22 protein-coding genes, 2 tRNA genes, 1 pseudogene and 1 other annotated feature are annotated in these 26,285 nt (G+C 46.5%); of the genes and pseudogenes, 19 read left to right on the forward strand and 6 right to left on the reverse strand.

Annotation, left to right across the window (positions count from 1 at the left end; genetic code table 11):
• Positions 1–134: 134 nt before the first annotated feature.
• From KNO65_RS13095 to KNO65_RS13105, 3 genes are all read right to left on the reverse strand, one after another.
• The gene (locus KNO65_RS13095; protein WP_031421016.1) at positions 135–935 is read right to left on the reverse strand and encodes an MBL fold metallo-hydrolase; all 801 of its coding nucleotides are present in this window, start codon (positions 933–935) and stop codon (positions 135–137) included.
• A 157-nt stretch (positions 936–1,092) separates the two neighbouring features.
• Positions 1,093–1,166 (reverse strand) — tRNA-Gly (locus KNO65_RS13100).
• Between the two features lie 15 nt (positions 1,167–1,181).
• Positions 1,182–1,255, reverse strand: a tRNA-Gly gene (locus KNO65_RS13105).
• A gap of 138 nt (positions 1,256–1,393) precedes the next feature.
• Here KNO65_RS13105 and KNO65_RS13110 point away from each other — a divergent pair.
• Genes KNO65_RS13110 through KNO65_RS13120 form a run of 3 tightly spaced genes read left to right on the forward strand, consistent with a single transcriptional unit; the run spans position 1,394 to position 2,720 of the window.
• Entirely contained in the window at positions 1,394–1,753 is a 360-nt protein-coding gene (locus KNO65_RS13110; protein ID WP_031421018.1) for a hypothetical protein, read from the forward strand.
• A gap of 2 nt (positions 1,754–1,755) precedes the next feature.
• Positions 1,756–2,310 (forward strand): hypothetical protein, encoded by a 555-nt coding sequence (locus tag KNO65_RS13115; protein ID WP_148209495.1) that lies wholly within the window; start codon positions 1,756–1,758, stop codon positions 2,308–2,310.
• Positions 2,307–2,720 (forward strand): DUF3805 domain-containing protein, encoded by a 414-nt coding sequence (locus tag KNO65_RS13120; protein ID WP_074037765.1) that lies wholly within the window; start codon positions 2,307–2,309, stop codon positions 2,718–2,720. The genes KNO65_RS13115 and KNO65_RS13120 overlap by 4 nt, the downstream gene beginning before the upstream one ends.
• 38 nt (positions 2,721–2,758) lie before the next feature.
• Here the strand turns inward: KNO65_RS13120 and KNO65_RS13125 are convergent, their stop codons facing one another.
• From KNO65_RS13125 to KNO65_RS13135, 3 genes are all read right to left on the reverse strand, one after another.
• A complete protein-coding gene (locus KNO65_RS13125; RefSeq protein WP_214784756.1) occupies positions 2,759–5,071 on the reverse strand; it encodes an SH3 domain-containing protein in 2,313 nt (770 codons plus the stop codon).
• 171 nt (positions 5,072–5,242) lie between these two features.
• Positions 5,243–6,151 carry an alpha/beta fold hydrolase gene (locus KNO65_RS13130; protein WP_214784759.1) on the reverse strand — a complete coding sequence of 303 codons (909 nt, stop codon included), beginning with the start codon at positions 6,149–6,151 and terminating at the stop codon, positions 5,243–5,245.
• A gap of 14 nt (positions 6,152–6,165) precedes the next feature.
• Positions 6,166–7,851 carry a formate--tetrahydrofolate ligase gene (locus tag KNO65_RS13135; RefSeq protein WP_214784762.1) on the reverse strand — a complete coding sequence of 562 codons (1,686 nt, stop codon included), beginning with the start codon at positions 7,849–7,851 and terminating at the stop codon, positions 6,166–6,168.
• Between the two features lie 244 nt (positions 7,852–8,095).
• On the opposite strand from KNO65_RS13135, the gene KNO65_RS13140 reads away from it, so the two are divergent.
• From KNO65_RS13140 to KNO65_RS13215, 16 genes and pseudogenes are all read left to right on the forward strand, one after another.
• Positions 8,096–9,001, forward strand: a complete 906-nt coding sequence (locus KNO65_RS13140) for a carbohydrate ABC transporter permease (RefSeq protein WP_196431582.1) — start codon at positions 8,096–8,098, stop codon at positions 8,999–9,001.
• Complete coding sequence (locus KNO65_RS13145; protein WP_230236958.1) at positions 8,998–9,900, forward strand: carbohydrate ABC transporter permease; 903 nt, start codon at positions 8,998–9,000, stop codon at positions 9,898–9,900. Before KNO65_RS13140 ends, KNO65_RS13145 begins: the two co-directional genes overlap by 4 nt.
• 103 nt (positions 9,901–10,003) lie before the next feature.
• Positions 10,004–10,244 (forward strand) — a binding site (T-box leader).
• A 69-nt stretch (positions 10,245–10,313) separates the two neighbouring features.
• A complete protein-coding gene (gene asnA, locus KNO65_RS13150) occupies positions 10,314–11,294 on the forward strand; it encodes an aspartate--ammonia ligase (protein ID WP_074037761.1) in 981 nt (326 codons plus the stop codon).
• A 159-nt stretch (positions 11,295–11,453) separates the two neighbouring features.
• Entirely contained in the window at positions 11,454–12,746 is a 1,293-nt protein-coding gene (locus tag KNO65_RS13155) for an ABC transporter substrate-binding protein (RefSeq protein WP_196431581.1), read from the forward strand.
• Between the two features lie 146 nt (positions 12,747–12,892).
• On the forward strand, positions 12,893–14,077 hold the full coding sequence (locus tag KNO65_RS13160; protein ID WP_214784765.1) for a right-handed parallel beta-helix repeat-containing protein: 1,185 nt from the start codon (positions 12,893–12,895) through the stop codon (positions 14,075–14,077).
• Complete coding sequence (locus KNO65_RS13165) at positions 14,064–14,618, forward strand: nitrous oxide reductase accessory protein NosL (RefSeq protein ID WP_214784767.1); 555 nt, start codon at positions 14,064–14,066, stop codon at positions 14,616–14,618. Before KNO65_RS13160 ends, KNO65_RS13165 begins: the two co-directional genes overlap by 14 nt.
• A gap of 3 nt (positions 14,619–14,621) precedes the next feature.
• Complete coding sequence (locus tag KNO65_RS13170) at positions 14,622–15,419, forward strand: ABC transporter permease (RefSeq protein WP_214784770.1); 798 nt, start codon at positions 14,622–14,624, stop codon at positions 15,417–15,419.
• Entirely contained in the window at positions 15,412–16,131 is a 720-nt protein-coding gene (locus KNO65_RS13175) for an ABC transporter ATP-binding protein (protein WP_214784771.1), read from the forward strand. Before KNO65_RS13170 ends, KNO65_RS13175 begins: the two co-directional genes overlap by 8 nt.
• Positions 16,132–16,194: 63 nt before the next feature.
• A pseudogene (locus KNO65_RS13180) lies at positions 16,195–17,654 on the forward strand (MDR family MFS transporter).
• A 37-nt stretch (positions 17,655–17,691) separates the two neighbouring features.
• A complete protein-coding gene (locus tag KNO65_RS13185) occupies positions 17,692–18,792 on the forward strand; it encodes a PQQ-dependent sugar dehydrogenase (protein WP_214784773.1) in 1,101 nt (366 codons plus the stop codon).
• A 98-nt stretch (positions 18,793–18,890) separates the two neighbouring features.
• Positions 18,891–20,105 (forward strand): M48 family metallopeptidase, encoded by a 1,215-nt coding sequence (locus KNO65_RS13190; protein ID WP_214731599.1) that lies wholly within the window; start codon positions 18,891–18,893, stop codon positions 20,103–20,105.
• Positions 20,106–20,208: 103 nt separating this feature from the next.
• Complete coding sequence (locus KNO65_RS13195; RefSeq protein WP_084543115.1) at positions 20,209–21,960, forward strand: sensor histidine kinase; 1,752 nt, start codon at positions 20,209–20,211, stop codon at positions 21,958–21,960.
• Positions 21,957–22,667, forward strand: coding sequence for a response regulator transcription factor (locus tag KNO65_RS13200; protein ID WP_214784775.1), 711 nt, complete (start codon positions 21,957–21,959; stop codon positions 22,665–22,667). The genes KNO65_RS13195 and KNO65_RS13200 overlap by 4 nt, the downstream gene beginning before the upstream one ends.
• Before the next feature lie 15 nt (positions 22,668–22,682).
• Positions 22,683–23,396 (forward strand): purine-nucleoside phosphorylase, encoded by a 714-nt coding sequence (deoD, locus tag KNO65_RS13205; protein ID WP_015880817.1) that lies wholly within the window; start codon positions 22,683–22,685, stop codon positions 23,394–23,396.
• Positions 23,397–23,517: 121 nt separating this feature from the next.
• Positions 23,518–24,663: an MFS transporter gene (locus KNO65_RS13210; protein WP_214784777.1), complete on the forward strand. Its 1,146-nt coding sequence runs from the start codon at positions 23,518–23,520 to the stop codon at positions 24,661–24,663.
• 151 nt (positions 24,664–24,814) lie between these two features.
• Positions 24,815–26,200 carry an aldehyde dehydrogenase gene (locus tag KNO65_RS13215; protein WP_074037749.1) on the forward strand — a complete coding sequence of 462 codons (1,386 nt, stop codon included), beginning with the start codon at positions 24,815–24,817 and terminating at the stop codon, positions 26,198–26,200.
• Positions 26,201–26,285: the final 85 nt, after the last annotated feature.

Here is a 26,285-nt window from a genome sequence, read left to right on the forward strand (position 1 = left end):
TGGGTTACTCGCTCTGACGGGAGTAACGATCTATGGGGTTGACCGTATGTTCACGGTCCGCTCAGAACGCGTCACAAAGAAATAGGTCTACATAGGGGGAAATCGCAACGTTTTGGGGAGACGTTGCGATTTTTTTATACGTCTTGTTGACGAGATCGACGCTCGGTCTCTTTTTGTTCCACCATCTTTCGATTCCGCTCATGAACACGGTCAAAAAAAGCGTGCTCTGGCCATGCGGAGGACCAATGACGTTCTTCGGGGAGTGCCAAGATATATTCTTCCGCCGCACTCAATCTCTCAATCATGTGACTCCGGCTGTCGCACAAATCGCCGTGCCCTGGTACGAACCAGCGAATCTCATGTTCGTAGATGAGTGATTGCAAGGTTTGTAACGTGTCGAGATAGGCGGTTGGGTCGTGTTCGATAAAAGGTGGCTCGACATTAGACCCATAATCTCCACAAACGAGAAGATTCATGGATTCGATGAGAACCGACATATGTGTCGCGTCATGGCCCGGTGTAGAGAGGAAGGTCACGGGCACTGAACCGATTAAAAGCGTTTGATCGGGTTGGATGACCAGGTCGATGTCCGGTTTTTGAATCGGGTGATCAATATAATATTGTTCATAAAACTCGCGAATCTCATTTAATTGGTCAGATGAGTCTGCATCGACGAAAGCCTGTGAGGCAATCGTTGTGGCATCTGCAAAGCCGTAAGCTCCGATGATGTGGTCAAAATGATGATGTGTGAAGATGACATAAAGCGGCCGATTCCGACGGTGTAATTCGATGTCACGACGGATTGTCGCAATTTCTTCGGGGAGCCAGGTCGGGTCAATCAACAAAAGGGCATCTGGTGTATCGATGAGGGTCGATGTCGTTCGCATCAACGCGCTTTCGTATACGGTAAAGGATTGCAGCTTCGCTTGAATCAATGGAGTTCCTCCTTGTCTGTATGGATTCAATCACTCTTTTCCCCAAAACAATAGACGGAACAACAAAAAAGCAGAAAGTCGTGTGACTTTCTGCTTTTTGCAAGGTCTCAACCGTGCAGTGTATGTGTGCGAGATACTCTCGCGTATATGTCGATATTGGAGCGGGTGAAGAGAATCGAACTCTCGTCATCAGCTTGGAAGGCTGAGGTTTTACCATTAAACTACACCCGCATCAAAGAAAAAATATGGAGCGGGTGAAGGGAATCGAACCCTCGTCATCAGCTTGGAAGGCTGAGGTTTTACCATTAAACTACACCCGCGAAACGTATTAACTCTTAACGTTACTTTGATATAATAGCATATACGATGGAATTTGCAAACCCTTTTTTAAAAAAACTTTTTAGGTTGCAGAATCCTATTCACAACGCAGATAATAGAAAAAAGGGGAGAAATGAAATATGAGTGAGCGAAAATCATATTTACGACTGATGGGTGAAGGGTTTCGAATGTTGAAACAATCGAAACAAACGAACACGACGGTGTCTCTCCGAAGTTGGACGTTTTCGATCCATCATGAACAAGAATGGCAGGTTGTGTTACGAACGAATCGAATCAAGTGGGTCGGATTACCAAGTATGACGTTTGAGATTCATCCGGATATGATTCAAATAGGAGATCTTCGAGTCACCCGTCACGCACAATCGAACGAAGTACGTTTGACAATCGATGAAGAATGGGGATTGGAAAATAAGGTTGTTTGTGACAACCTAGAATGGGAAACGTTCGTCGATGCGCTCAAACAAGTGAAGGGGGAGTAAGCGTGAGTGGAGAGAGGTTGTATCGGATGGAAGCCGAGGCTCGAGGGAGTGCTTGGCGTGCCCGGGTTCTAACAGGAATTCAACGATTTCGATTTTATAAAGGGGAATTGCTTGCACCGACAAACCGACCGTATGTCGTGTTAAGCATCTCGCAAGATGAAGGAGCCCTGCCAGATTTAATTGAGACCGATATGGGTATCCTCTTGATCCATGAGCGGGTGGGACCTATCTTTATGAATGTCTGTCCGTATGACGTTCAGCTCGTTCGTGTCGAGCTTCATACGAGTACCGGGAAAACCGATCGTTACTGTGCGCTGAACGTCCTCCGCCGCTTTGAAATCGAATACCTTGAACATTCAAACGAATATCGTCCGCTGAGTGCGGATCGACTCTATTTCCTATCCAATCAAACTGTCCGCATGAACTTATTTGGACATATGATCGCCCAAGACGTAAATAGCCAACGTCTTTACGTGACCGAACGCTTGAAGTACGCGCTTCAAGCTAAAATGGTCACAGGGCTGGCATTCAAGCAAGTAAAGGAGAAAACAGCATGAAAGAGTACGAAATTGATGGGTGGTTCCGCCTGACGTATCCGGAACATTATGAATACAGCGAAGAGGAAGACTATGTGAGTTTTTACTCGACGGAAGCGGATGCGCAAGGGACGCTTCAAATCTCAATCTATGAATCAGAAGATTCGCAAGAACCAAAACAATCCGCTATGAGCGAATTGAATACGTTCTTAGGCGAATTTCCGATTGATGTAAAGATTGCTCCAAGTGTCACGACTGAAACGAGTGATATGACAACGGCCTACGCAAGTGGGATTGAAGATGGGATGCATTTAGATGTATGGTCCTTGACCGATGGGAAACGGCTCTTATTCTTAACTTACGTAGCCGATCAGGTGACCGATGAAAAGATGGAAATCGAGTCCATTATCGATTCGATTGAGTGGACATAAAAGGAGACACGACGCCAACGAGGCGCGTGTCTCCTTTTTTACTGATATTTTGGTACATCGAAGTTGAGTGTGTAAGCATCAAGTGATTGATAGATATTATAGATGCTTGTCGTTTGTTTTGCGGCCCATCCGATATCCGTTGCATATTGGTGCGTTCCTGGTGAAGAAGGATTGAAGCGCATCTTATACAGCGTATTTTGTTTATATGTCGGGTGATTGATATAGCTAGCCCCAATCCAGTAAGCTCCTCCGATAATCGCTTCTTTAGGAGAGAACCACTTTTGTTGGAAGGCGTATTTGGCGCCGTTTCCAAGAGGGTTGCTATCTGTTGCTTGAATACCGTACATATTATAGACGGTTGCGGCAACAGGACGTTCCGGATAAATCCGATTCCCACTCGAGTTAATTAATGCATTCCCATCTTTATCGACAGGAACTCCTTTTGCGAGAAGGGATGTACCATGTCCAGTTTCAAGGATGGCATGCGAGAGAAGATACACTTCGTTCACGCCATACATACTAGCCGCATCAACGAATGCCTGACCTTGTCCGCTGAGCGTTCCTTTTGATGTGAGGACCTTGTTCAATGTTGTCGCAGTTGTCCCAGCGCTCTTCGATAAATCTAAGAATTGATAGAATGATCGAGAGTTTGCATCAATCTGGCTAGGATCGACGTATGGAAGAAGATCATCAACTGATGCACGACGCCAAGTGTTATCAAAGACTCGGATATTGTGTCCGGCCGGTCGTTTATACGAAATCGTGTAATAGTTCCCTTGCTGTCCTGTAATGGATACTTTTTCACCTGTGTTGATTTGACCATATGCATGTGAACCTAGTGAAGGTTGGCTTAGTATGTTGGCAGTTCCTACAACTGAACTTGGTGTTACGTATCCAGTAATGGAACCATACTTTACTTTGTACCAAGTGGTTGAACCCGAGGTGTATCGATTGATATATTCAATCTCTGCACCATAAGGGATTTTAATAAGTGTAGATGAATTAGATGAAGCCGCCGCTTTTAGGGCAGTACCTACTCTAGAGACAACAATCATTTCAGGTTTAGTTATCGTTCCTGTCACACCGTTTACACTGACCCAGGCACGAGGTAAATAGGCGTTTTCGAAACGGTGCGCATCTGTTTGAGCAAATTGTGCCATTTGACGTTCCGCCATCGTTTGGGTTGTCATTGGATAGTTTGTGTACGACACATTTTTTTTGATACCGATTGGTGGTGTTAGCGCAAAGTCACGTGCTACCACATAGCCGGTCGTATTATTATAACGAACTTGATACCAAGATCCACTGGCTCCAAACTTAGCGAATTGTTCTACTTTAGTACCTTTTGGTATTTGAAGTAAAGTTTTCTTGGAGCTAGACATTGAAGAATACAATTTTGTATCTTGCTGGGCGTAATAAGGTGTCGCTATAGGTGTAAAAGTTTCAGAAAGATCACGAGTCGGTACGTAACCAGTATTTGATTGATATGTTACTTTGGACCATGAACCAGTTGCGCCGTGAGTCGAAATTCGCGAAACGATTGTTCCAGGTTTCAACGCACGAATAGCTGTTTTAGAAGAAGACATTGAATTATAAAGATTTGTCGGATTATGAACAAACAGTGACTTTGTTAGTGTAGTAGTGGTCGATTGAAGGTTTTTCATCGCAACATATCCAGTGACACCGTTATAAGAAATTTTTGCCCATGAGTTAGTTGCTCCATGAAGTGATTGAAGAATTACTTTCTTTCCTTTGGATAAAGTGACAACGACTCGAGAAGATGAAGAAGTAGATACATGTACTTTTGTAGTGGCTATTGTCATGTAGGATTTGTTGACTTGAGAAGTCACTGATCCGCTCTTAGGAAGAGAGAAATAGCGTTTAGCTACATAGCCAGTATTTCCTTTATAGGACACCTTATACCAAGAACCACTCGCACCGTGTGTAGACAAGTAGGTCACTGTATCTCCTTGCTTAATCGATGCTTTAATAGATGAAGAACTTGTCATAGAAGTGTACATTTGAGCATTTTCTTTAGCTATATAGAGTGAATTCGTATTTTTTATGGATGTAGGAAGGAGGGTCAAATAGTCAGAAGAAACATATCGTTTCTGTCCTTTAAACTCTATTTGTGCCCATTCATCGTTGACGGCGTATACGTCTACCGTCGTTCCTTCTGTTAACTTGCCAACGATTGAAGACGATGTCGATGAATCAGACCGTACATTTAAAATGGGTGTGTTGACTGTTCCTTCGGATGTTGCTGCGTATGATTGGAGAGGCGCAAGGGTGCTCAGAATCGTACCTGAGACGATGGCGGCAACCCCCAATCGTGAGAGTGTCGATTTCAATATGTTACCCCTTTCGGATGAAAAAACGTGATTAAAAGTGATTGCGGTCTAAGTATAACGTACTTAAAAAATGGAAAGAAGAAGTAGAATTACAAAAAAGGTAAATGCTTAAAATATCTTTTCTAAAATCAGGTAAATAAAAAATCCCCTTATAAAAGGGTAATAAGTAAATTAATGGATTCTGTTTTGCTTCATCCAAGCAAGAATATCTGACCATACTTGTTCGCGGTGTGCTTCACGAAGGATTTCATGTCGAGCATTGTCGTAAGTGACGACTGCGAGCTCGACATCTGCATTACGATATTTCTTAATGATTCCGTTCAACCCTTCTCCGTCATGCGTGACAGGATCGTCCATTCCGGCAACGAACAGAACTGGAAGAGACTTCGGATGTTCATGAATCCGTGCAGACGTGGTGACATCTAATGAAGCGCGTGTCACTTCATGTAAAAAACCGAGGGAAGGCAAACCGCCACAATTTGGGTCGGCGAGATAGGAGTCGACTTCGTCTGGAACACTTGAAAGCCAGTCGCTATCCGTTCGAGCAGGTAAAAACTTAAGATTATAACGTCCGAATAACAGTCGTTCAAAAAAACGAGATTGGTGTGTTTCGTGTGTTCGTTTCATCGCGGTAGCAATTAAGCGATGCCCGAGTTCGCCTGCAACTCCTGGATGAGGAGGCGGGGCGACGACGACGATTCCGGATAAGGCGTGCCCCATGACTTGCCCGAGCTTTCGAACGAGAAGAGAACCGAAACTATGACCTATTAGATATGTCGGACGATCATCCTCATATTGACGGATGAGGAACTGTGCATCCTCAACAAGTTGTTGGAATCCCGTTCCTGGCGTAAGATGCCCATATGTGCGTTGGTCATGAGCGCTTGTACCCGCACCTCGCAAGTCACACACAAACACATCATAGCCATTATCTGCCATAAACTGTGCAAACTCAATATATCTTTTGTGATGTTCGAGCATCCCGTGAAACATGAATATTTTTCCAATCGATTGCTCTGCCTGAACGTGCATCACTTCTGTTTGATACCCGTCAGGATACGTCAACTGTGATACGATCATGTGTCATCCCCCTATTAGAAAAGGCCGATTGCTTTTCCAGATTCGTCAATTCCCATATTGAGAGCCGCTGGATGTTTCGGTAACCCTGGCATCGTTAACATGTTGCCAGTTAAGGCGACAAGGAATCCTGCTCCCACTGAAGGTTTTAATTCGCGAACGGTGATGGTGAATCCTTGTTGATAACCGAATTTTGAAGGGTCGTCTGAGAGGGAGAACGGTGTCTTCGCCATACAAATGGGAAGGTCCGACCAGCCGTTCGCCTGCACATCTTTCATTTGCTTTTGTGCTTTGGTGGTGAACACGACGTCTGCAGCACCGTATACTTCTCTCGCAATGGTTTTAATCTTTTGTTCAATTGAATCGTTCAACTCATACAGAGGCGTAAGTTTGCTTTCGTTCGACTCGACGGCGTCAATGACCGCTTCGGCTAACTGTCGACCACCAAGTCCGCCGTTTGCCCATACTTCGCTGAGCGAAGCACGAATACCGTGTGCCGCACACCAATCAAGAACGGTTGCAAGTTCCTCTTCTGTATCTGAATTGAAACGGTTCAATGCGACGACCGTAGGTAGTCCGAGTTTTTTCATCGTATCGATATGTTTGGCGAGTAATTTCAATCCTTCTCCGACTGCACCGACATTCTCGATGTGAAGCTGATCTTTTGAAACGCCACCGTGCATTTTTAAAGCGCGAACGGTTGCGACGAGTACGACCGCATCCGGATTCAAATCACCGACTCGAGATTTGATATGACAGAACTTTTCTGCCCCGAGATCGGCACCGAACCCAGCTTCCGTCACCACATACTCCCCAAGCTTTAATGCAGTCTTCGTTGCAATCAATGAATTGCATCCGTGCGCGATGTTTGCGAACGGTCCGCCGTGAACGAGTGCAGGCGTTTGTTCGAGCGTTTGGACGAGGTTCGGTTTAAAGGCTTCCTTCAACAGTAACGTCGCCGCCCCGGCCGCCCCGATTTGTTCTGCCGTGATTGGTTCTTTTTGATGGTCATAGGCGACTACGATTCGCTTGATGCGTTCTTCGAGGTCGTCCAATGAATCGGCCAGACAGAGAATCGCCATGATTTCCGAAGCGACGGTAATATCAAATCCGTCCTCACGAGGGACTCCGTGAGCAGGACCACCGAGACCGACCGTGACATGACGAAGTGCGCGGTCGTTTAAGTCAAGGACACGCTTCCAGACGATATGTCGGACATCGATCCCAAGGTCGTTTCCTTGATGCAAGTGATTGTCAATCATGGCACTGATCGTATTATGGGCCGATGTGATCGCATGCATATCACCTGTGAAGTGGAGGTTGATGTCTTCCATCGGGAGAACTTGACTGAAGCCACCACCAGCAGCGCCACCTTTTAGACCCATCGTCGGACCGAGTGAAGGTTCGCGCAGACAGACGATTGCTTGTTTATCCAACTGGTTCAACGCTTGTCCGAGACCAACTGTCACCGTCGATTTTCCTTCACCAGCTGGTGTCGGATTGATCGCTGTGACGAGAACGAGTTTTCCGTCTTTCTGCGTTTTCACACGTTCGAGGACATCGTAAGAAAGTTTAGCTTTATATTTCCCGTAAAGATCTAGATCATCTTCATCTAATCCGATTTTTGCTGCGATGTCTTTAATCGGCAAGGTTTTGGCTTGTTGGGCAATCGTAAGGTCAGATAATGGTTTCGTTGTTGTCATTCAAAAAGTCCCTCCGTTTATCGAACGATATCTTTTTATTCTCTTAAAATCATTCGGAAATTTCGGATTAAAATATGAATCAAGGCAAATCATATTTAATCCGTTCGTATTATCATTGATTTTACCATAACTCATCACGCCTTCAAATTCATTCATTCCGTTCAATATTTTCCACCCTTTCCGTCAAATGTATCCGTTTTCATTAAGGGTTTGACACGATACAGTGATAGTGGAGGCGATACACATGACTGAGACTACTAAACGGACGAAACGCAGAGGGAATTGGAAGAAACCTGCGAGCTTTATAGCATTTGTCGGACCTGCTTTTCTGGCATTTGTCGCAATCGTACTCATCCCATTTTTTAATGGTATTTACTATAGTTTCACTGACTGGAACGGTGTCACCGGAGAACTGAACTTTGTCGGATTGGACAACTATCACCGCTTGTTTTTTGAAGATGAACAGTTCCGCGCTTCTTTTTGGATTACGACGAAATATACGCTCGTGTCTGTCCTATTGACGAATATCGTCGGTTTCTCATTGGCGCTATTATTGACGATGAACATTAAGACGCGAAACTTTCTACGCACGATTTTCTTCATGCCGAACTTGATCGGTGGTTTAATTCTCGGGTTCATCTGGCAGTTCATTTATGTGAAAGGATTTGCCTCGATTGGTGCGCTGACGGGGTGGAGCCTGTTCGAATTACCATGGCTCGGTGATGCGCAAACGGCATTTTGGGGAATCGTGATTGTCGCCATCTGGCAAGGCGGCGGGTATGTCATGGTCATCTACATCGCGGCGCTACAAAACGTGCCGACTGATTTGATGGAGGCGGCACGAATTGATGGGGCAAACCGTCTTAAGATGCTCCGCCATATCACGCTACCGATGATTATGCCATCGATCACCATCTGTTTGTTCCTAACCATCTCTTGGTCGTTCAAAGTGTTTGATACGAACTTGTCGCTCACGAATGGTGGACCGTTCAAATCGACCGAGATGTTGGCCTTAAATATCTATACGGAGTCTTTTGTGAATAACAATTATGGTCTCGGGTCAGCGAAAGCGGTCATCTTCTTCTTAGTTGTGGCTGCGATTACGGTGACGCAAGTGTACGTGACGAAAAAACGGGAGGTGGAAGCATGACGACGGAAAAACTAGAACATGTCGAGACGAACGTAGAGAAGACACCGAAGCGCATTCCGCAACGTCCGCTGCGTCCAGGAACGTATTCTTGGAATCTTGGAATCATTGAGCTCGTTGCCATCTTGCTCGGACTACTCTATTTGGTCCCGTTCTATTACGTTGTCGCCAACTCGTTCAAATCGATGGCTGAAATCTTTACGAATACGTCCGCCTTACCGAACGAGTGGTTGACCTCAAACTATACAGAAGCATGGGAAGCGATGAATTATGGACGTGTCTTTTTGAACTCCCTTCTCATCACGGTCGGAGCGAATGCGGTCATTGTCATCTTCACCTCGATGGCGGCATGGAAACTCGTTCGGACGAAACATTGGGTTTCCACAATGATCTTTTTCTTGTTCGTGGCAGCGATGGTCATTCCGTTCCAGTCCATCATGATTCCGCTCGTGAAAGTTTCGAGTATCCTCGGTCTGTTGAATAGTCATTGGGGCCTGATCGTCATGTATCTAGGGTTTGGGTCTGGTATCTCAGTGTTCCTCTATCACGGATTCATGAAGTCGATTCCTGAGGAGATTGAAGAAGCCGCCATCATCGACGGTTGCTCGACATGGGGTGTCTTCTGGCGCATCGTCTTTCCACTTCTCAAGCCGATCACGGTGACAATCGTCATCTTGAACAGTCTATGGATTTGGAATGACTTCTTATTACCATCGCTTGTTCTTCGTGATGTCGAGTTACGGACCATCCCGCTCGCGACATTCTATTTCTTTGGACAGTACACGAAACAATGGGATTTGGCATTAGCAGGTTTAGTGTTAGGAATCGTTCCCCTTCTGGTCTTTTTCTTCGGCATGCAAAAGCATATCATCAAAGGGATCACAAGCGGTTCGATTAAATAACCCTCCCAAGGGAATCCTCCGTTCGCTACACGGAGGATTATTTTTTTGAAAAAAATCGTTGACATTAATCTGAATATTTATAATAATGAACTCAATTCAATTGTGAACGACGTCGAAAGGACGAGTACACGAAGGTAGTGAGCCAAGCGATCCGGGGGTGGTGTGAGCCCGGTCTTAACCCTTCGTCGAAAAACTTCCTGGAGTCGCTACCCGAACGCTTTGCCAGTAGACGTAGCCGGACCGCTCCCCGTTATCGGAGTTACGAGATGATTGTCTCGAAAAAGTGAGTAGATTCGTCTACTAATTTGGGTGGCACCGCGGAACCGAAGTCTTCCGTCCCATGTTCGATGGGAATGGAGGGCTTTTTTTCATGGCTTCATTTTCAAATATTCCACAATTGGAGGAAACGGAAAATGACAACAGCAACAAGCACGATGAAAGAAAGACAGCAGACGATTGCAGCAGTAAAGGCACTCTTTGAGGAGAAAGTCTCACGTGAACTCGGACTGATTCAAGTACAAGCACCGCTATTCGTCGAATCGGCGAGTGGGGTCAACGATCACTTGAACGGTGTGGAGCGTATCATTCAGTTTGATACGATGTATCCGGGACATGAACTTGAAATCGTTCAGTCACTCGCGAAATGGAAACGTGAAGCGCTCGGTCGTTACGGATTCGGTGTCGGTGAAGGATTGTACACTCAGATGCGTGCCATTCGACGCGACGAAGAACTCGACGCGACACATTCTTTATTCGTCGATCAGTGGGACTGGGAACGAGTGATTGCTCGAGAAGAACGGACGATGGAATATTTGAAAGCAACGGTGGAGTCGATTTACGCTGCGCTCCGTGAAACAGAAGCGGAAGTAGAGAAAGCGTACGGTGTTGAAGCGATTCTTCCGGAAATGATTCATTTCATCACGAGTCAGGAGTTGGAGGATACGTATCCGACGATGACGCCGAAAGAACGTGAAACGGCTATCTGTAAAGAGTACGGTGCGGTCTTCATCTCACAAATCGGAGATCTTCTCGCTTCAGGTATGAAACACGATGGACGAGCGGCAGACTATGATGATTGGTCGCTTAACGGAGACATTCTCGTGTGGCACCCTGAGCTCGAGTCAGCATTTGAACTGTCATCGATGGGCATTCGTGTCGACGAAGTGGCACTTGATGCGCAACTGAAGAAAGCAGACGCGGAAGAGAAGCGCGCGTACCCATTCCATCAAGGAGTGCTCGAAGGAACGCTTCCGCTTACAATCGGGGGCGGAATCGGACAATCGCGTGTCGCAATGTATCTCTTGCGCGCGCGTCATATCGGAGAAGTGCAAACATCGGTTTGGCCGCAAGAAGTCATTCAATCGTGTAAAGAAGCTGGCATCAGCTTGTTGTAATTTAATAAGAAGAAACACGGAACAGGACTCGAAAAAAGAGTCCTGTTTTTCTGTGCAACATTTTCCACCCTATCCGTCAATTTTGACACCTACATTGTGGAAGCGTTTTCATTTAAAGTTGAGTTTGTAAAGATGGATAAGGTTAAGGGAGGAAATGAGATGAAACGGAAGTGGAAATTGTCTACAGCGGTCATGACGGCTGGAATGGTCTTATCACTCGCGGCTTGCGGCGGCGGATCACTCACGGACGAAGGTTCTTCTGAAGGGAATGCAGATAGTGGCGACAAAAAAGACGTCACGTTAAACGTCTTCCAATTCAAAGCAGAGATTGCGAAAGACCTTGAAGCGATGGCAAAAGAGTATGAAGAGGAAACGGGTGTGAAAGTCACGGTTCAAACCGTCGGTGGTGGAGCAGACTACGGTGCGGCCCTCAAATCACAATTCGCCTCAGGAAATGAACCGGATATCTTCAACAACGGTGGATTCACGGAAGCACAAACATGGAAAGATAAACTCGAGGACCTCTCAAGCGAGAAGTGGGTCGGAGATTTGACAGAAGTCGCCAAAGAGCCGATGACGATGGACGGTAAACTGTACGGAATGCCAATGAACCTCGAAGGTTACGGATTTATCTATAATAAAGAACTATTTGAAAAAGCAGGGATCAAAGAGTTACCGAAAACACTCTCTGAACTGACAGATGCTGCTGAAAAACTTGAGCAAGCGGGAATCACACCGTTCTCTGTCGGTTATGCAGAGTTCTGGATTTTAGGAATCCACTTGTTGAACATTCCGATGGCGCAACAAGACGACCCGGATGCATTTATTCAAGCGCTCAATGAGAATAAAGCGAAGTTTGAAGACAATGAACAGTTCCAAGAGTTTTTGAAATTGTTTGATTTGACGATTAAATACGGAAACAAAAACCCGTTGACGACGGACTACAATACACAAGTCACACAGTTCGCCCAAGGAGAGACAGCAATGCTCCAACAAGGGAACTGGGCACAACAAATGATCCTCGACGTAAATCCAGATATGGAGATGGGCTTCGTCCCAATCCCAATCAATGACGATGCGGAGAAGATGGACCGACTTCCGGTCGGTGTCCCGAACAACTGGGTCGTCAACAAAAATTCGAAGTATAAAGAAGAAGCGAAAGACTTCTTAGAGTGGATGGCGACGTCGGATACTGGGAAAGACTACATGGTCAACAAGTTCAAGTTCATCCCTGCCTTCAAGTCGATTGAAGCCAACGACCTTGGACCACTCGCAGACGATATCTTGGCGTATTCGAATGAAGGGAAGACCATCTCTTGGAACTGGTTTAAGTATCCGGATGGAGCAGTGAATGAATATGGTGCCCTTATGCAGGCATATGTCGGTGGACAAAAAACAGGTGAAGAGATGCTTCAGGACTTCACGAAAGTATGGCAAGACAAAGTGAAATAAGCATGGCACAGACGGTGAAACGACCCCTTCACCGTCTGTGTTTTTTTTATGAAGAAATTGTCACAGGAATCCCATATAAACCACACACATACCGGTGGGGGTTTCAGTAGAATGGATGTTGTAAGCGCTTATGAGAAGGAGGGGGCATGAAACGAATATTGAGTTGTATCCTATTTTTGTGTTGGGCAACACAGGTAGAGGCGGAAGAACACTCGATTCCGTTGACTGAACCCATCGTCATTGAGTCGAATGAGCATGTGGATGGAGACGGAAAAACATATACGAATTGTGGCCATCCCGCATTTATCATGCGTGGAACCGGTGCTGTTCTCGAACGTGTATCAGTACAACAATGTGAGAACGACGATGTACCAGCCATCCAAGTATCTGGTCTCGGACATCAACTGCTTGATGTGTCGATTGAGTCCGCTGGTACTGGACTATTGATTGAGGATAGTTATGGAGTTCGAGTCACACGAATGTCCATTGATGGGAATGGACAGGCGGATGGGATGGTGCTCCTTGATAGTGAGGCGACCGAACTGCGTGGAGTTGTAGTGAAGAGAGTGAGAGACGGGATATACATAGAGAATGGATCTCGGCACACAATCGTTCGACCGGTCGTTTCGCATTCGCGCTACGGCATTCACTTGATGTTTCCGACTGACGTGGTGATTTCGGTGCCCGAACTCCATCATAATTTGACCGGTGCGATGATTATGGGAACGAATCGAGTCGTCTTAAAAAATGGGAATGTACACGACCAGTTCGGTGGAACGGCGACGGGGCTGATGCTCTATGAGGCAATCGATACGACCATCGAGATGACGAACGTATCTGGAAATCATATCGGCTTGTTCGCGGAGCAGTCAGTAGGAACGATTCTTGAACGGAATACGATTAACGGCAACGATATCGGCTTTCAATTCAAGCAAGCAACGGGGATGATGATTCTTCAAAATAATCTGTTAGGAAATCGTGAACCGGTGACGATGGTCGAGTCGCATGACAACGTTGTACAAGGAAATGTCTGGGGTGGGACGACGTTGGACCTAGATCGTGACGGGTATAGCGAAGTCCCATTTCAAACCGAACCGTACTTGTTCTTATTAACTGATTCATATGAAGCGCTAGAATTATTATACGGGTCCCCGGGACTTCTCCTATTAGAAAACATTCTGAGAAGTCCGAATGATGTATCGTTGACGGACCTTTCACCGCAAACCTATACAGCAAGGTGGGAGTGGAACGGTTCGATTTGGAATTTAGGGAGTATCATTTTACTTATTATCATTTGGATATTTGGGAGGAAACGACATGAAATCGTATAAACAAGTAGCAGGATTATTATCCATCGCAGGATTATCATTGGCACTCGGAGCATGTTCGAGTGCATCGGCAGAACCGTTTGAAATCAAATGGGGCGAAACAGAGTGTGAAGTGTGTAAAATGAAAGTCATGGATAAGCAGTTCGCAGCGGAAGCCATCATGGAAAATGAAAAAGGATATGCGTTTGATGACATCGGTTGTCTCATGCGTGATTGGTATCCTGAACAAAAAGAAGAAGATATTGCTGCGATGTACGTGAAAGATTTCAATACGAAAGATTGGGTCGAATTAGACGAAGCGATGTTCGTGTACGACAAAGAGTCGAAAACACCAATGGCGTACAATATTCTCTCGTTCGCAAAAGAGGCTGATGCTGAAGCCTATATCGAAGAGAATGGTGGAGAAATGATGGACTTCGAACAATTGAAAGACCATTCGTGGGAGCGCGGCGAGATGCACATGAAGATGGATGGCGAGGGCTCAATGGATCAAATGGATCAAGATAGCGAAATGGACATGGATACAGAAGAAGAAGGGCAATAATCGATGTCACTGTGGCGTATGGAATGGGCGCGAAGTCTGAGACAGCGTGAGAACTATATATTCTTAGTTATATGGATTCTCACGCTCGTTCTACTCGGAGGACTCGGACAAGCACTACCTGTTGCTGCGGACTATACAAATGTAAGTGCAACGCTCATCACGGTGCTCGGTCTGTTACTTCCTCTTTTTATCTTATTGACGACAGCGCTTCATTGGGGACAGGAACAGGAATCGAAGCGATTGAATCTCCTCTCAACATTTACCTATCCTAAATGGAAGATGATTTTAGTCCGATTCAGTTCATTTCTCGTGACACAAGGACTTATTCTGCTGTTGGCTTTCCTCGTTGCTTCGCTCGTTGTCGGACAATCAGGTAAGGCTTGGATGATTTTGTTTTCCTACGCGATTGGATTAACAATCTACGCGACAGCGCTCGGAACCTTGCTTGGACTAATCGCGCGCAAGCGGATTCGAGCGATGCTATTGGCCTTCCTCACATGGACGATCCTCGTGTTGCTTTGGCCAACGCTTCTCGTGACCATCGTTTCCTGGCTTCCTTACGGTATGCAAGTGAACGGCATGATTGTGGCGCTGTTTCTGAATGGATTTGACTTGATGCGTGTATGGGCCAGTACGATTGTATCCTCTTCAGATGTGTTTGGGGATGTCTATCTCCACCTGTTGAATTGGATGCATCGACCGATTGGATACGCTGGAGTCTGGTTGAGCTTGCTTACGGCAAGTGGTTTCTTGTTATCGCTTGCCTCGACGGTGATGTACGGAGGGAATCGTCATGATTAACTGTTTAGATGTAGGGAAAAAATATGGTGATTCGTGGTCACTCCTTCCCATTCGTGAAGACATCGTCTCGGGGAAAATCGTGGCGTTGTGTGGAAGCAATGGTGCCGGAAAATCGACGCTGTTGAATCTGATGAATGGTACCATCAAACCGAGTACCGGCAACATTCAATTGAATGGTTATACGATCAAACAACGCGTGAAATATAATGAGAGTTTTGGCTATATGCCGGATGATTTCTATTTTGATGAGGCATGGACAGTTGAGGAGACATTTATCTACTACGCTACCTTGCAAGGGGCACATCCGACTCTGGAGGTTTTAAAACGAGTCGGTCTGTACGAGCATAAACGAAAGCGCGTCTCCGAACTCTCAAAAGGGATGCGGCAACGTCTTTTGTTGTCTCAAGCTCTTGTAAGCGAACCGGCCATCTTGTTGTTGGATGAACCGACGAACGGACTCGATCCGCTATGGATGCAAATGCTCAGCGAACTATTGCGACAAGAGGCCAAACGGGGGGCGACCATCGTGTTTTCAACGCATCAACTTGACGTCGCCGCCATGTTGGCAGATGAGGTCTGGATGATGCGAGCGGGTGCTGTTTGTGGGAAGGTATATGTCCAAGAAGAACAAGCCGCATATGAACGACTAAGAGAATTCTTTTTCGAATCGAAAGATGACACTTGTCAAATGGACGCGGCTCGCACAAAATAATAGACAGTTGAAGTGGTGCTCGGAACCTTCCGACGCCACTATTTTTTTGGGGAGATGGAATGAATGAGAAAAAATGTGACGGTTGCCCTATTACTGGCAACCTTTTTAGCAGCGATTGAAGGGACGGTCGTATCGGTTGCGACACCGGTCATTGCCAGTGAGTTGAACGGAGCGACGCTCGTCAGCTGGGTATTTGCCGCTTTCTTACTTTTTACAGCGGTTTCGACACCGATTTATGGAAAAGTGGCAGACTTATTCGGGCGAAAGCGCGTCCTGTTGTTTGGAATCGGGTTGTTCACCGTGTCTTCATTGTTATGTGGGTTAGCGACATCGATGGAACAACTCATTGTCTTTCGGGCGCTGCAAGGTCTCGGGGCCGGAGCCGTGCTTCCGATTTCGATGACGATTATTGGAGATTTATATAAATACGAAGAGCGTGGGAAAATTCAAGGAATTCTAAGTGCGGTCTGGGGTGTATCGGGTGTGCTTGGCCCGTCATCGGTGGATTTTTGGTCGAAACGTTGTCTTGGCGTTACGTATTCTTATTAAACGTGCCATTTGCGTTACTCTCGTTCATCATGATTATCGTCTTTTATAAAGAAACCGTCGCTGAAACGAGCGAGCGGATTGATTTGAAAGGTGCTCTCTTGTTCGCTGGAGGAACGACCGCGTTTTTATACGCCTTGATCACGTTCAGTGAAACGAATGAATGGACGACGACCATCGTCGGGAGTGGCGTAATTAGTCTTGTTTTGTTAGGGGGATTCTTCCTATCGGAAAGAAGAGCAACCTCTCCTTTATTGCCGTTTGATTTGCTCAAGCAACCAACGATTGCGGCCATCAACGGCTCTGTCTTTTTTGCAGCTTGGGTGCTCGTTTCAATGTCAGCTTACATCCCAATTTGGGCGCAAGCAGTATTAGGAAAAACAGCAACCGAGGCTGGATTCATGTTGATGCCGTTGTCTGTTGCATGGACATTCACATCGATTATCGGAGGACGGACGCTCGGTGTGGCATCCCCGAGACGTCGCGCGTTGGTTGGTATGGGGTTACTCGTCATCGGAACCCTCACGTTGACACTCTTATCTCAATCAAGCTCGGATTTCTGGGTATATGGTGCGGTGGCTTTGATTGGGGTAGGATTCGGATTGTCACAGCCGATGTTTATCGTCGTCTTACAAACCGTCGTTTCCTATCAGCAACGAGGAACGGCGACTGCGACCAACTCCTTCTTAAGTACGGTCGGTCAAACGCTCGGTGTAGCAGTCTTTGGAGCCGTCTTTAACTTTGTCGTACTCAATGATTTTAAAGAAAGCAGCTCCTTATCCCAAGTGTCTTTGGAAGACTTCTTCAATCAAAGTGTGACGGAGACGTTAAGCGCGTCTGTCCGTCTGCAAGGTGAACAAATCATCGCGACCGGGTTGAATGGGATCTTCATCGGGGCGATGATTGCGGCCGTGATTGCATTCATCATCGCAACTCGTTTGCCGGCCCGCCCACCGGAACCTTCACAGCGTTCGTAAAACAGGGGTATGATGAAGGAAAGGGAGGCGAACCGACATGAAACGTCAAATTGGGATTGTGACACTATTGTTTCTTATGGGATGTACGCCAGAACCGACGAACGAAGGTACGGAGCCACCACCTGCTGAAGAATCGACTCGTGATGAGTCGGCAACATCTGAAGAATCGAATACCACTAAAGAGACGGAACTGAACATCGGGGAAGTGACCGCCGTCGCTGAGAATCTAGAGATCCCGTGGTCACTCGCTCGAAGTGCGGATAAATGGTTCGTATCGGAACGTGGTGGGACCATCACGGTAATCGATGATTCCGGTAGCGCGACGCAATCTGACGTGAACTTGGACGAAGACGTATTTGAGATTGGTGAAGGAGGATTCCTCGGCATCGCGCTGAGCGACGATTTTGAATCGAGTGGCATCCTTTACGCATATCATACGTACGGTTCATCGGGAAGAGACGTCAAGAACCGGGTGGTAGAGTTGACGTGGGATGGAGAACGTTTCGAGGAAACTGGTGTCTTGATTGACGAGATACCAGGGGCACGTTTCCATAACGGTGGACGTCTATTAGTCGATGGAGCGTATCTTTGGGTGACAACGGGCGATGCACTCGTGCCGGAACTTGCACAAGACGAATCCTCTTTGGCAGGGAAGATTTTACGAATTCCATTATCGGGTGAAGGGGGACCGACCGACTGGATTTACTCGCTAGGTCATCGGAACCCTCAAGGACTCAGTCGGATGGATGATACGCTTTATGCGAGTGAGCATGGGGCGAGTGGACATGACGAGGTCAACGTGATTGAAGAAGGAAACAACTATGGATGGCCACTCATTGAGGCAAATGAGGAACGAGAGGGTCTGGTCACGCCATGGTTTGAAGTCGGTGAGACGTCTTGGGCACCGTCTGGTATTGCGACCGATGAACGGTACGTATACATGGCGACACTACGGAACGAGCGGCTCGTTGCCATCGATCGTGAAACGAAGCAAGTCACGACAATTGTCGAAGGGGTCGGACGCATTCGGGATGTGTGGTTGAACGACGATACGTTGTATTTTATTTCGAACAATACGGACGGACGAGGCAATCCGCAATCGCAAGACGACAAACTCTATCAAGTGACCATCCGCTAGAAACTGACGAATCCGTCAGTTTCTATTTTTTTTCGTTGTTTCTTCTGGAAGGAACGGTATAATTAAACATGTATTTTGGAAAAAGAAGGGGAATTTAGATGAATCATTCAAACTTGGTACATAAACGAGAAAATTTATACTTCTCATTATTAGTCGCAGCAAGCGTACTCGTCTTGATTTTAGGAATCGTACTGACGATTGCATCGTTCGGTCTTTTCTTGTGGATCATCGGGACGATCGTAGCACTCTCAATGTTTACGCACTGGATTCAAATCGGGTATATTCGGACGAACGGTGTCAAGGTGACGCCTCGTCAGTTCACAGAGCTTCATGAGCTGGTTCAACGCGTCGGGGCTGAGATGGGGATTCGTTTGTTGCCAGATGTGTATATCTTACAGGCCGGTGGTGTGTTAAATGCTTTCGCCACGCGATTCTTCCAAAAGAATATGGTCATCTTATATTCTGATGTCGTGGAATTGACACGTACTGGACAGACGAAAGAAGTTGAGTTTGTCATCGCACATGAATTGGCACATATTCGTCGGAACCACGTTCAAAAACAATGGGTTGTCTTACTTGGTAGCATCATTCCGTTTTTAGGATCAGCTTATTCGCGTGCTTGTGAATATACGTGTGACCGGATGGCAGCGCATTATCTTCAAGATTTTGGAGCGGCGAAACAAGCGTTGACCGTACTTGCGATCGGGGGACCGCTCGCGAAAGAAGTGAATGAGTTTGACTATCTGTATGAAGCGAGCCGAGAGAACGGATTCATCGCGAAATATAGTGAACTGTTGTCGACGCATCCGACGTTACCGAAACGCATCGCGGCGATTGCGACACATGCGGGCGAAGAAAACGTACCGGTCTTTAAAACAGCGGGATATGTGAAAGCCTCTATCATTTCGATGATTCTATTGACTGTCATCGGAAACGGAGCCATCATCGCCTTACTCGTCATGAACGATGATTTATCTGATTTTGTCGCATCGGCCATGAGCGAGGATTTCGAAGAGGATTGGGAAATGGAATTAGGAGAACCGATTCAAGAATTGACGTTCATGAATGCGAGTTATGAAGAAATTGAAGCGGAACTGGCAAACGTGACGGATGTGAACATCCAAGACGAATATGGGGAAACACCGCTCCATAACTTGTTCTATAATGATGACGTCGATCCTGAGACGGTCCGTCTCTTACTTGATCACGGTGCAGACGTGACCATTGAGAACGAAGAAGGTATGACACCGATTGATGTGGCGCGAGAAATGGGACACGGTCCACAACTCATTGATTTAATGGAATCGTATTAATCATCACGTAATCCTTGTTTCGAAAGAAACGAGGATTCTTTTTTAGGATTTTTGCAAACGTTTGCATAGTGCATGATATACTCATGAGGTAGGGGGGATAGCGGTGAATAGCATTCGGACAAAGTTAACGGGAATGATTGCATTAACCATCATCGTGCCAGTCATTATCGCGACAATCATTTCATTTTGGTATGTGGAGGATCGAGAACGTGAACGCGGTCTAGAAATGACGGAATGGTCGCTTGAACGGGGGACGCGTCAGATGGAACGCTATATCTCTGACTTGAGTCGCTTGCCGACTAGCCTATACGCAGATCGTGACGTATTGGACATACTGGAATACGGACCGGGACTGTCGTTAAGAGAAACGGAGATTGAAGTGCGACGAGCGCTCCTCGCAATGTATTTGTCCCGGGAAGACGTGGCGCAAATTCAGCTGTTGATGCTTGAAGACATGGATTCATTCGCAGCGTATAAAATGAAAGTATCACCGCGTTCCAAAAAAGAACCGAGCGCTGTCCAACGACAGTTGTTGAATAATCCGAAAAGTCGTGTCTTGCTTGAAGCGTCACATCCGCTCATTCCGTATCATGATTTCGGACCAATCATGACACAAGAAGATGTCGTCACCCTCCATTTCAGACTCGATAAAATTGAAACGGACGAACCGCTCGCGATTCTGTCGCTCGATATCCCGGAAGATCTGTTCATCGGACAGTTGGCTTCTCTTCAAAATAGTCCGGAGGAAAGTCTATGGTTCGTTGGTGAGGACAATCGTGTGTTCGCCCATCTTGGAGATGGCGAGATTCCTTCGTCGTTTCAACCGAGATCGCTCTCGACCGATGGAAATCATCATCAAATCACGAAAACATTTGAGTTCGACCATCAGCAATTCTATGTCGGGAAGTCGATTCCAGATCAGCTCTTGACGGAACCGGCTTCACGAACATCGTTCATTATTTTGTTAGTCGGAATCATCTCACTCATTCTGGCATTGATTGGCGCCACGTACGCCTCGATGAAACTGACGACTCCGATTAAGACGTTGACCTCGAACATTTGGCGAATTGAGCAAGGCGATATGACGGTCTCGTTCGATTCCCTCGGAAATGATGAGTTCGGCGTACTCGGGAGACAGTTCAAGCGGATGATTGAGCGAATCGACGATCTGATTCAACGGGAGTATAAGCTTGCCTTAGAGAACCGAACGAATGAACTACGTGCCTTACAGGCGCAAACTAATCCGCACTTCTTATTCAATGCGTTACAGTCGATCGGCACACTGGCTTTAAAGGGAGATGGCAAAACCGTCTATCGATTGATCACACAACTCTCTTCGATGATGCGATATACGATGCATCCAGAAGAGTCGATGGTCACGCTAAAGAGAGAAATCGAGCATTTGAACTCATACATTCGCCTGCAAGACGTTCGTTTTCCAAATCAGTTTCAAGTGAGCGTCTCAGTCCCTGAGGACCTCCATGAACTGATTGTTCCAAAGATGATTTTACAGCCGCTCGCAGAGAACTTTTTCAAACATGGGTTCGAGCGAGACGGCTCGGCTTTAGCGAATCGATTTGACGTGATGGTCTGGATGGAAGGGGCGACACTCGTGATTCGCTGTGAGAACAGCGGACGTTCCTTGACGACGGAAGAATGGGAACGGGTCATGTCACGTATTGAACAAGGGGACTCGACATTTTATGACACAGAGGGTACAGGATTACGAAACATTCGTGATCGACTCATGTTAAACTATAATCGGGAGGCAGAATTTATGTTGGCTACACCTGAAACAGGCGGTTTTCGAATCATGATGCGTTTCCCGGCAACGGATGAAGGGGTGGCATCATGACGAAAGTGTTGATTGTAGATGATGAATCTCCAGTAAGGGAAGCGGTGAAATTACTCGGCGAATGGGAGCGGTTCGGTGTGAAGGCCGTACTCGAGGCGAAGAACGGACTTGAGGCAAAGGCGCTCATCGAGCAGGAGCGACCGGCTTTAATTCTATCGGATATTCAAATGCCACATTGTGATGGAATCGAGCTGATGGAGTGGGTACACGACCACGCTTCATCCTCTAAGCTCGTTGTGTTGACAGGTTACGATGAATATTCGTACATGCGCCGGGCCATCCAGTACGGGAGCTTTGATTATCTGTTGAAGCCGATCGACCCGGATGTACTAAACGATACGTTGTCACGGGCGTTAGCGGGCGTGATGACGGAGTCGAGTGAAGATCCGATTGCCCAAATTGGTAAGTACATTGAACAGCACTTTGCGGAAGAGCTGAGTTTGCAAGGAATGAGTGAACGGTTTTACTTAAGTCGGGAGTATATCTCACGACGATTTAAACAACAATATGGCGTGAATCTATCTGAGTACGTGTTGACAATTCGGATGAACGAAGCAAAGCGCCTGTTAGAAACGAGTAGACAGCGTATCTATGAAGTCGCCCAAGCAGTCGGCTTTTCGGACGACAAATATTTCCGAAAGGTCTTTAAAAAACAAGTCGGTGTTACTCCGAACGAATTTCGGGAACAAGTTCAACGACAAGCTTAAAGGAGGAATTCAAACATGAGTGTACACATTGGAGCTCAAGAAGGACAAATTGCAGAAACGGTATTACTTCCAGGGGATCCGCTTCGCGCCAAGTATATCGCGGAAACGTTTTTAGAAGACGTCGAATTATATAACGAAGTTCGTGGCATGTACGGCTTCACGGGAACATACAAAGGAAAACGCATCTCAGTGCAAGGTACAGGGATGGGTGTCCCATCGATGTCGATTTACGTGAATGAACTCATCATGTCGTACGGTGCTAAAAACTTGATCCGTGTCGGAACAGCGGGCGGAATTCAAGAAGATGTTAAGGTACGTGACGTTGTTATCGCGATGAGCGCATCAAGTGAAATGGGACAAAACCGTGTCCGTTTCAACGGAATGGACTATGCGCCAACAGCGACGTTCGACCTCCTACATCGTGCGTATATGAATGCAGAAAAAGCGGGTATCCCGGTCAAAGTCGGACAAATCTTCACGGCTGACCAATTCTATCAAGATGATTTCCATCACTTCAAGAAATGGGCGGACTTCGGTTGCCTCGCGATCGAGATGGAAGCAGCAGGTCTTTACACGCTTGCAGCGAAACATAAAGTGAACGCGTTGACGATCCTCACGATCTCTGACCACTTGTTGACGGGTGAAGAGACGACTTCAGAAGAGCGTCAATCGACGTTTGATGAAATGATTCGTGTCGCTCTCGACACAGCCGTCGAAGTAACAAACTAAGCGATTTTCCCTATAGCCTTTGGCTGTAGGGATTTTTTGTGTCTAAACCTATTCATCCCTATGAAACGGTTGGAGCTCCAGCTAGACTAAGAATAAGATCACGGGAAAGAGGAATTGTCCGATGAAAACTCCATCACGTTTTATATTATATGCAATCGTATTCTTTGCCTTTTTTGATTTATTCGCCCAACTTCCGATCATGAGCACATTTGCGGTATCCGTTGGGGCCTCCTCGTTTATCGCTGGCTTTTCCATTGCAATCTATTCGTTGACGAACACGTTTGGAAATATGTTATCTGGTATATGGACTGACAGAAATGGTCCATATCCGGTTTTGGTTCTCGGCTTGTTTCTGACGAGCTTCAGTTTATTGGCTTATCAGTTCGTCGACTCAGCATTTATGTTGCTGTTTGTACGGTGTATTCATGGCTTTATGGCCGGACTCATCGTCCCAGCTGCATTTACGCTGTCGGCGAACGTCACCGCGATGAACCGTCAAGGTAAGAAAGTCGCCATTACCGGTAGTTTCGTCGGGTTAGCTGCCATTATCGGTCCAGCATTCAGCGGTATCGTCGCAAGCATCACATCGCCACCAACTGTCTTTTTATTCGTCTCTTTATTCGGTTGGGTGATTCTCATCGTGACGATTGTGACAATGCGAGGAAGTCAAACGGTCGAGACAATAATAGAAAAAGAGAGGACACGGGAAAAACCGGATCCGAAAGTGCTTCGTGCCTATTGGGGCGCTTTTTTCCTCATGTTTTCTCAAGGGGCGCTCGCCTTTTTACTGCCGCTCCATGTGCAGGAACTTGGATATGATTCACGATTGAGCGGGACATTGCTCAGTATGTTCGGCGTGGTAGCCGTCCTGTTCTTTTTATTGCCGACGAACCGATTGTTTGATCGATTCTCTCCGACAAAGTTGACCGCACTTGGGGTGGCTATCATCGGGATAAGCCAGGTGTTAATTGGACAATCGGGTGTACAAACTAGCCTGTATGGGGTACTTGCCTTATATGGTGTCGGGTTTGCCATTTTATTCCCGGCCATTAATACGTTGTTGATCCAATCGACCTCTCCACAAAATCGAGGGAAAGCATACGGGGCGTTCTATGCCTTTTTCTCTCTCGGAACGGTAGCGGGGTCATCATTCTTAAGTGTTCTTCCACTCTCGATCGTCCAGCAGTTCACACTGACCGGCTTGATTTTAGGGAGCGCAAGCCTGCTCTTTCTGATCAGCGCGCGAAGAAGAGTACGAATGTTTTGACGCGAGGGAAGCAATCGCTTACTCTATGATTAAGTGTTTAAACATTTAAACGCTTTGTATTATAGTAGGTTGATGAAAGCGTTTTTTTAGATTCACGTTTCACACGATGATAAAATGAGATAAATGTGATGAATCATAAGGAGGAAAGTTCATGCTGGCACCGATTGAACAGTTGACGATTGACGAGCTAGTCCAGAAACAGCGCCGCTTCTTTAAAACACAGGCGACAAAATCGATGGCATTTCGTTTGAGCATGCTGACGTTTTTAAAGGAGTCCATTAAGCATTATGAAGCGGATTTGCTAGAGGCGCTTCGCGAAGATTTGAACAAATCTGAATTGGATGCGTATACGACAGAAATCGGATTTATTTACGATGAGATTTCACGAACGACGCGTGAATTGAAGCGGTGGATGCGTCCGAAGCGTGTCCGTGGGACGGCGATTCATCTTGGGATGAAGAGTGAGATTCAATATGAGCCGTACGGCACGGTGTTGATCATCGCTCCATGGAATTATCCATTCCAATTGGCTGTTGCTCCACTCATTGGTGCGATTGCCGCAGGGAATACAGCCGTTGTCAAACCTTCAGAATTGACGCCGAATGTTGCGCGTGTCCTGACGCAGGTGCTCGAGCGTGCCTTCACCGATCGATATGTGGCAAGTGTCGAAGGGGATAAAGATACAGCGCAAGAGCTGTTGGCACAAAAATGGGATTACATCTTCTTCACGGGATCGACGCAAGTCGGGCGAATCGTCAATCAGGCGGCAGCGAAGCATCTGACGCCAGTCACGCTCGAACTAGGTGGGAAATCACCAGTCATCGTTCACGGAGATGCGAACGTCTCCATTGCGGCAAAACGTGTCGCCTGGGGTAAATGGATGAACGCCGGTCAAACATGTGTCGCACCAGACTATGTGCTCGTCCACGAATCGCAACAAGAAGCATTTTTAGAAGCGATTAAACAAGAGGCGTTTGCGATGTTTGGGAATGGTGTCGGCACGAAACGATACACGCGCATCGTCAATGAATCACACTTCGACCGTTTGGCTCACTATTTGACAGAAGGTGACCTTGTGTTCGGTGGAGAGATGAACCGGGATGAGCTTAAAATTGCGCCGACCGTCATGACGAATCTTCATGAAGATGCTGATGTGATGAAAGATGAGATTTTCGGTCCGATTTTACCAGTCATTCCATATCGTCAATTGGATGAAGTGATCGAGTTCATCTCAGACCGACCACACCCATTGGCGCTCTATCTCTTTACAGAGTCAAAGGACGTGGAAAGAACTGTCATGAAGCACCTTTCCTTCGGTGGCGGGTGTGTGAACGATGTCATCATGCATTTGACGAACCCAAATCTACCGTTTGGTGGAGTGGGCGAGAGCGGAATGGGGGCCTATCATGGGCGAACGAGTTTTGAGACATTCAGCCACGCGAAGTCTATTTTAAAAAATACGACCAAATTTGATTTACCAGTCCGGTATCCGAACTTCAAACCGGCTGAACAATTGATTCGACTGATTCAACGATGAATCGATGTAAAGATTCGGGGTCATACCCGAATTTTTTATTTTCAAAAGATTGTTTGAAATGTCACATACTTTTATGATACTCCCT

This window comes from Exiguobacterium sp. S3, from assembly GCF_018617295.1.
GTDB classification, from domain to species: domain Bacteria; phylum Bacillota; class Bacilli; order Exiguobacteriales; family Exiguobacteriaceae; genus Exiguobacterium; species Exiguobacterium profundum.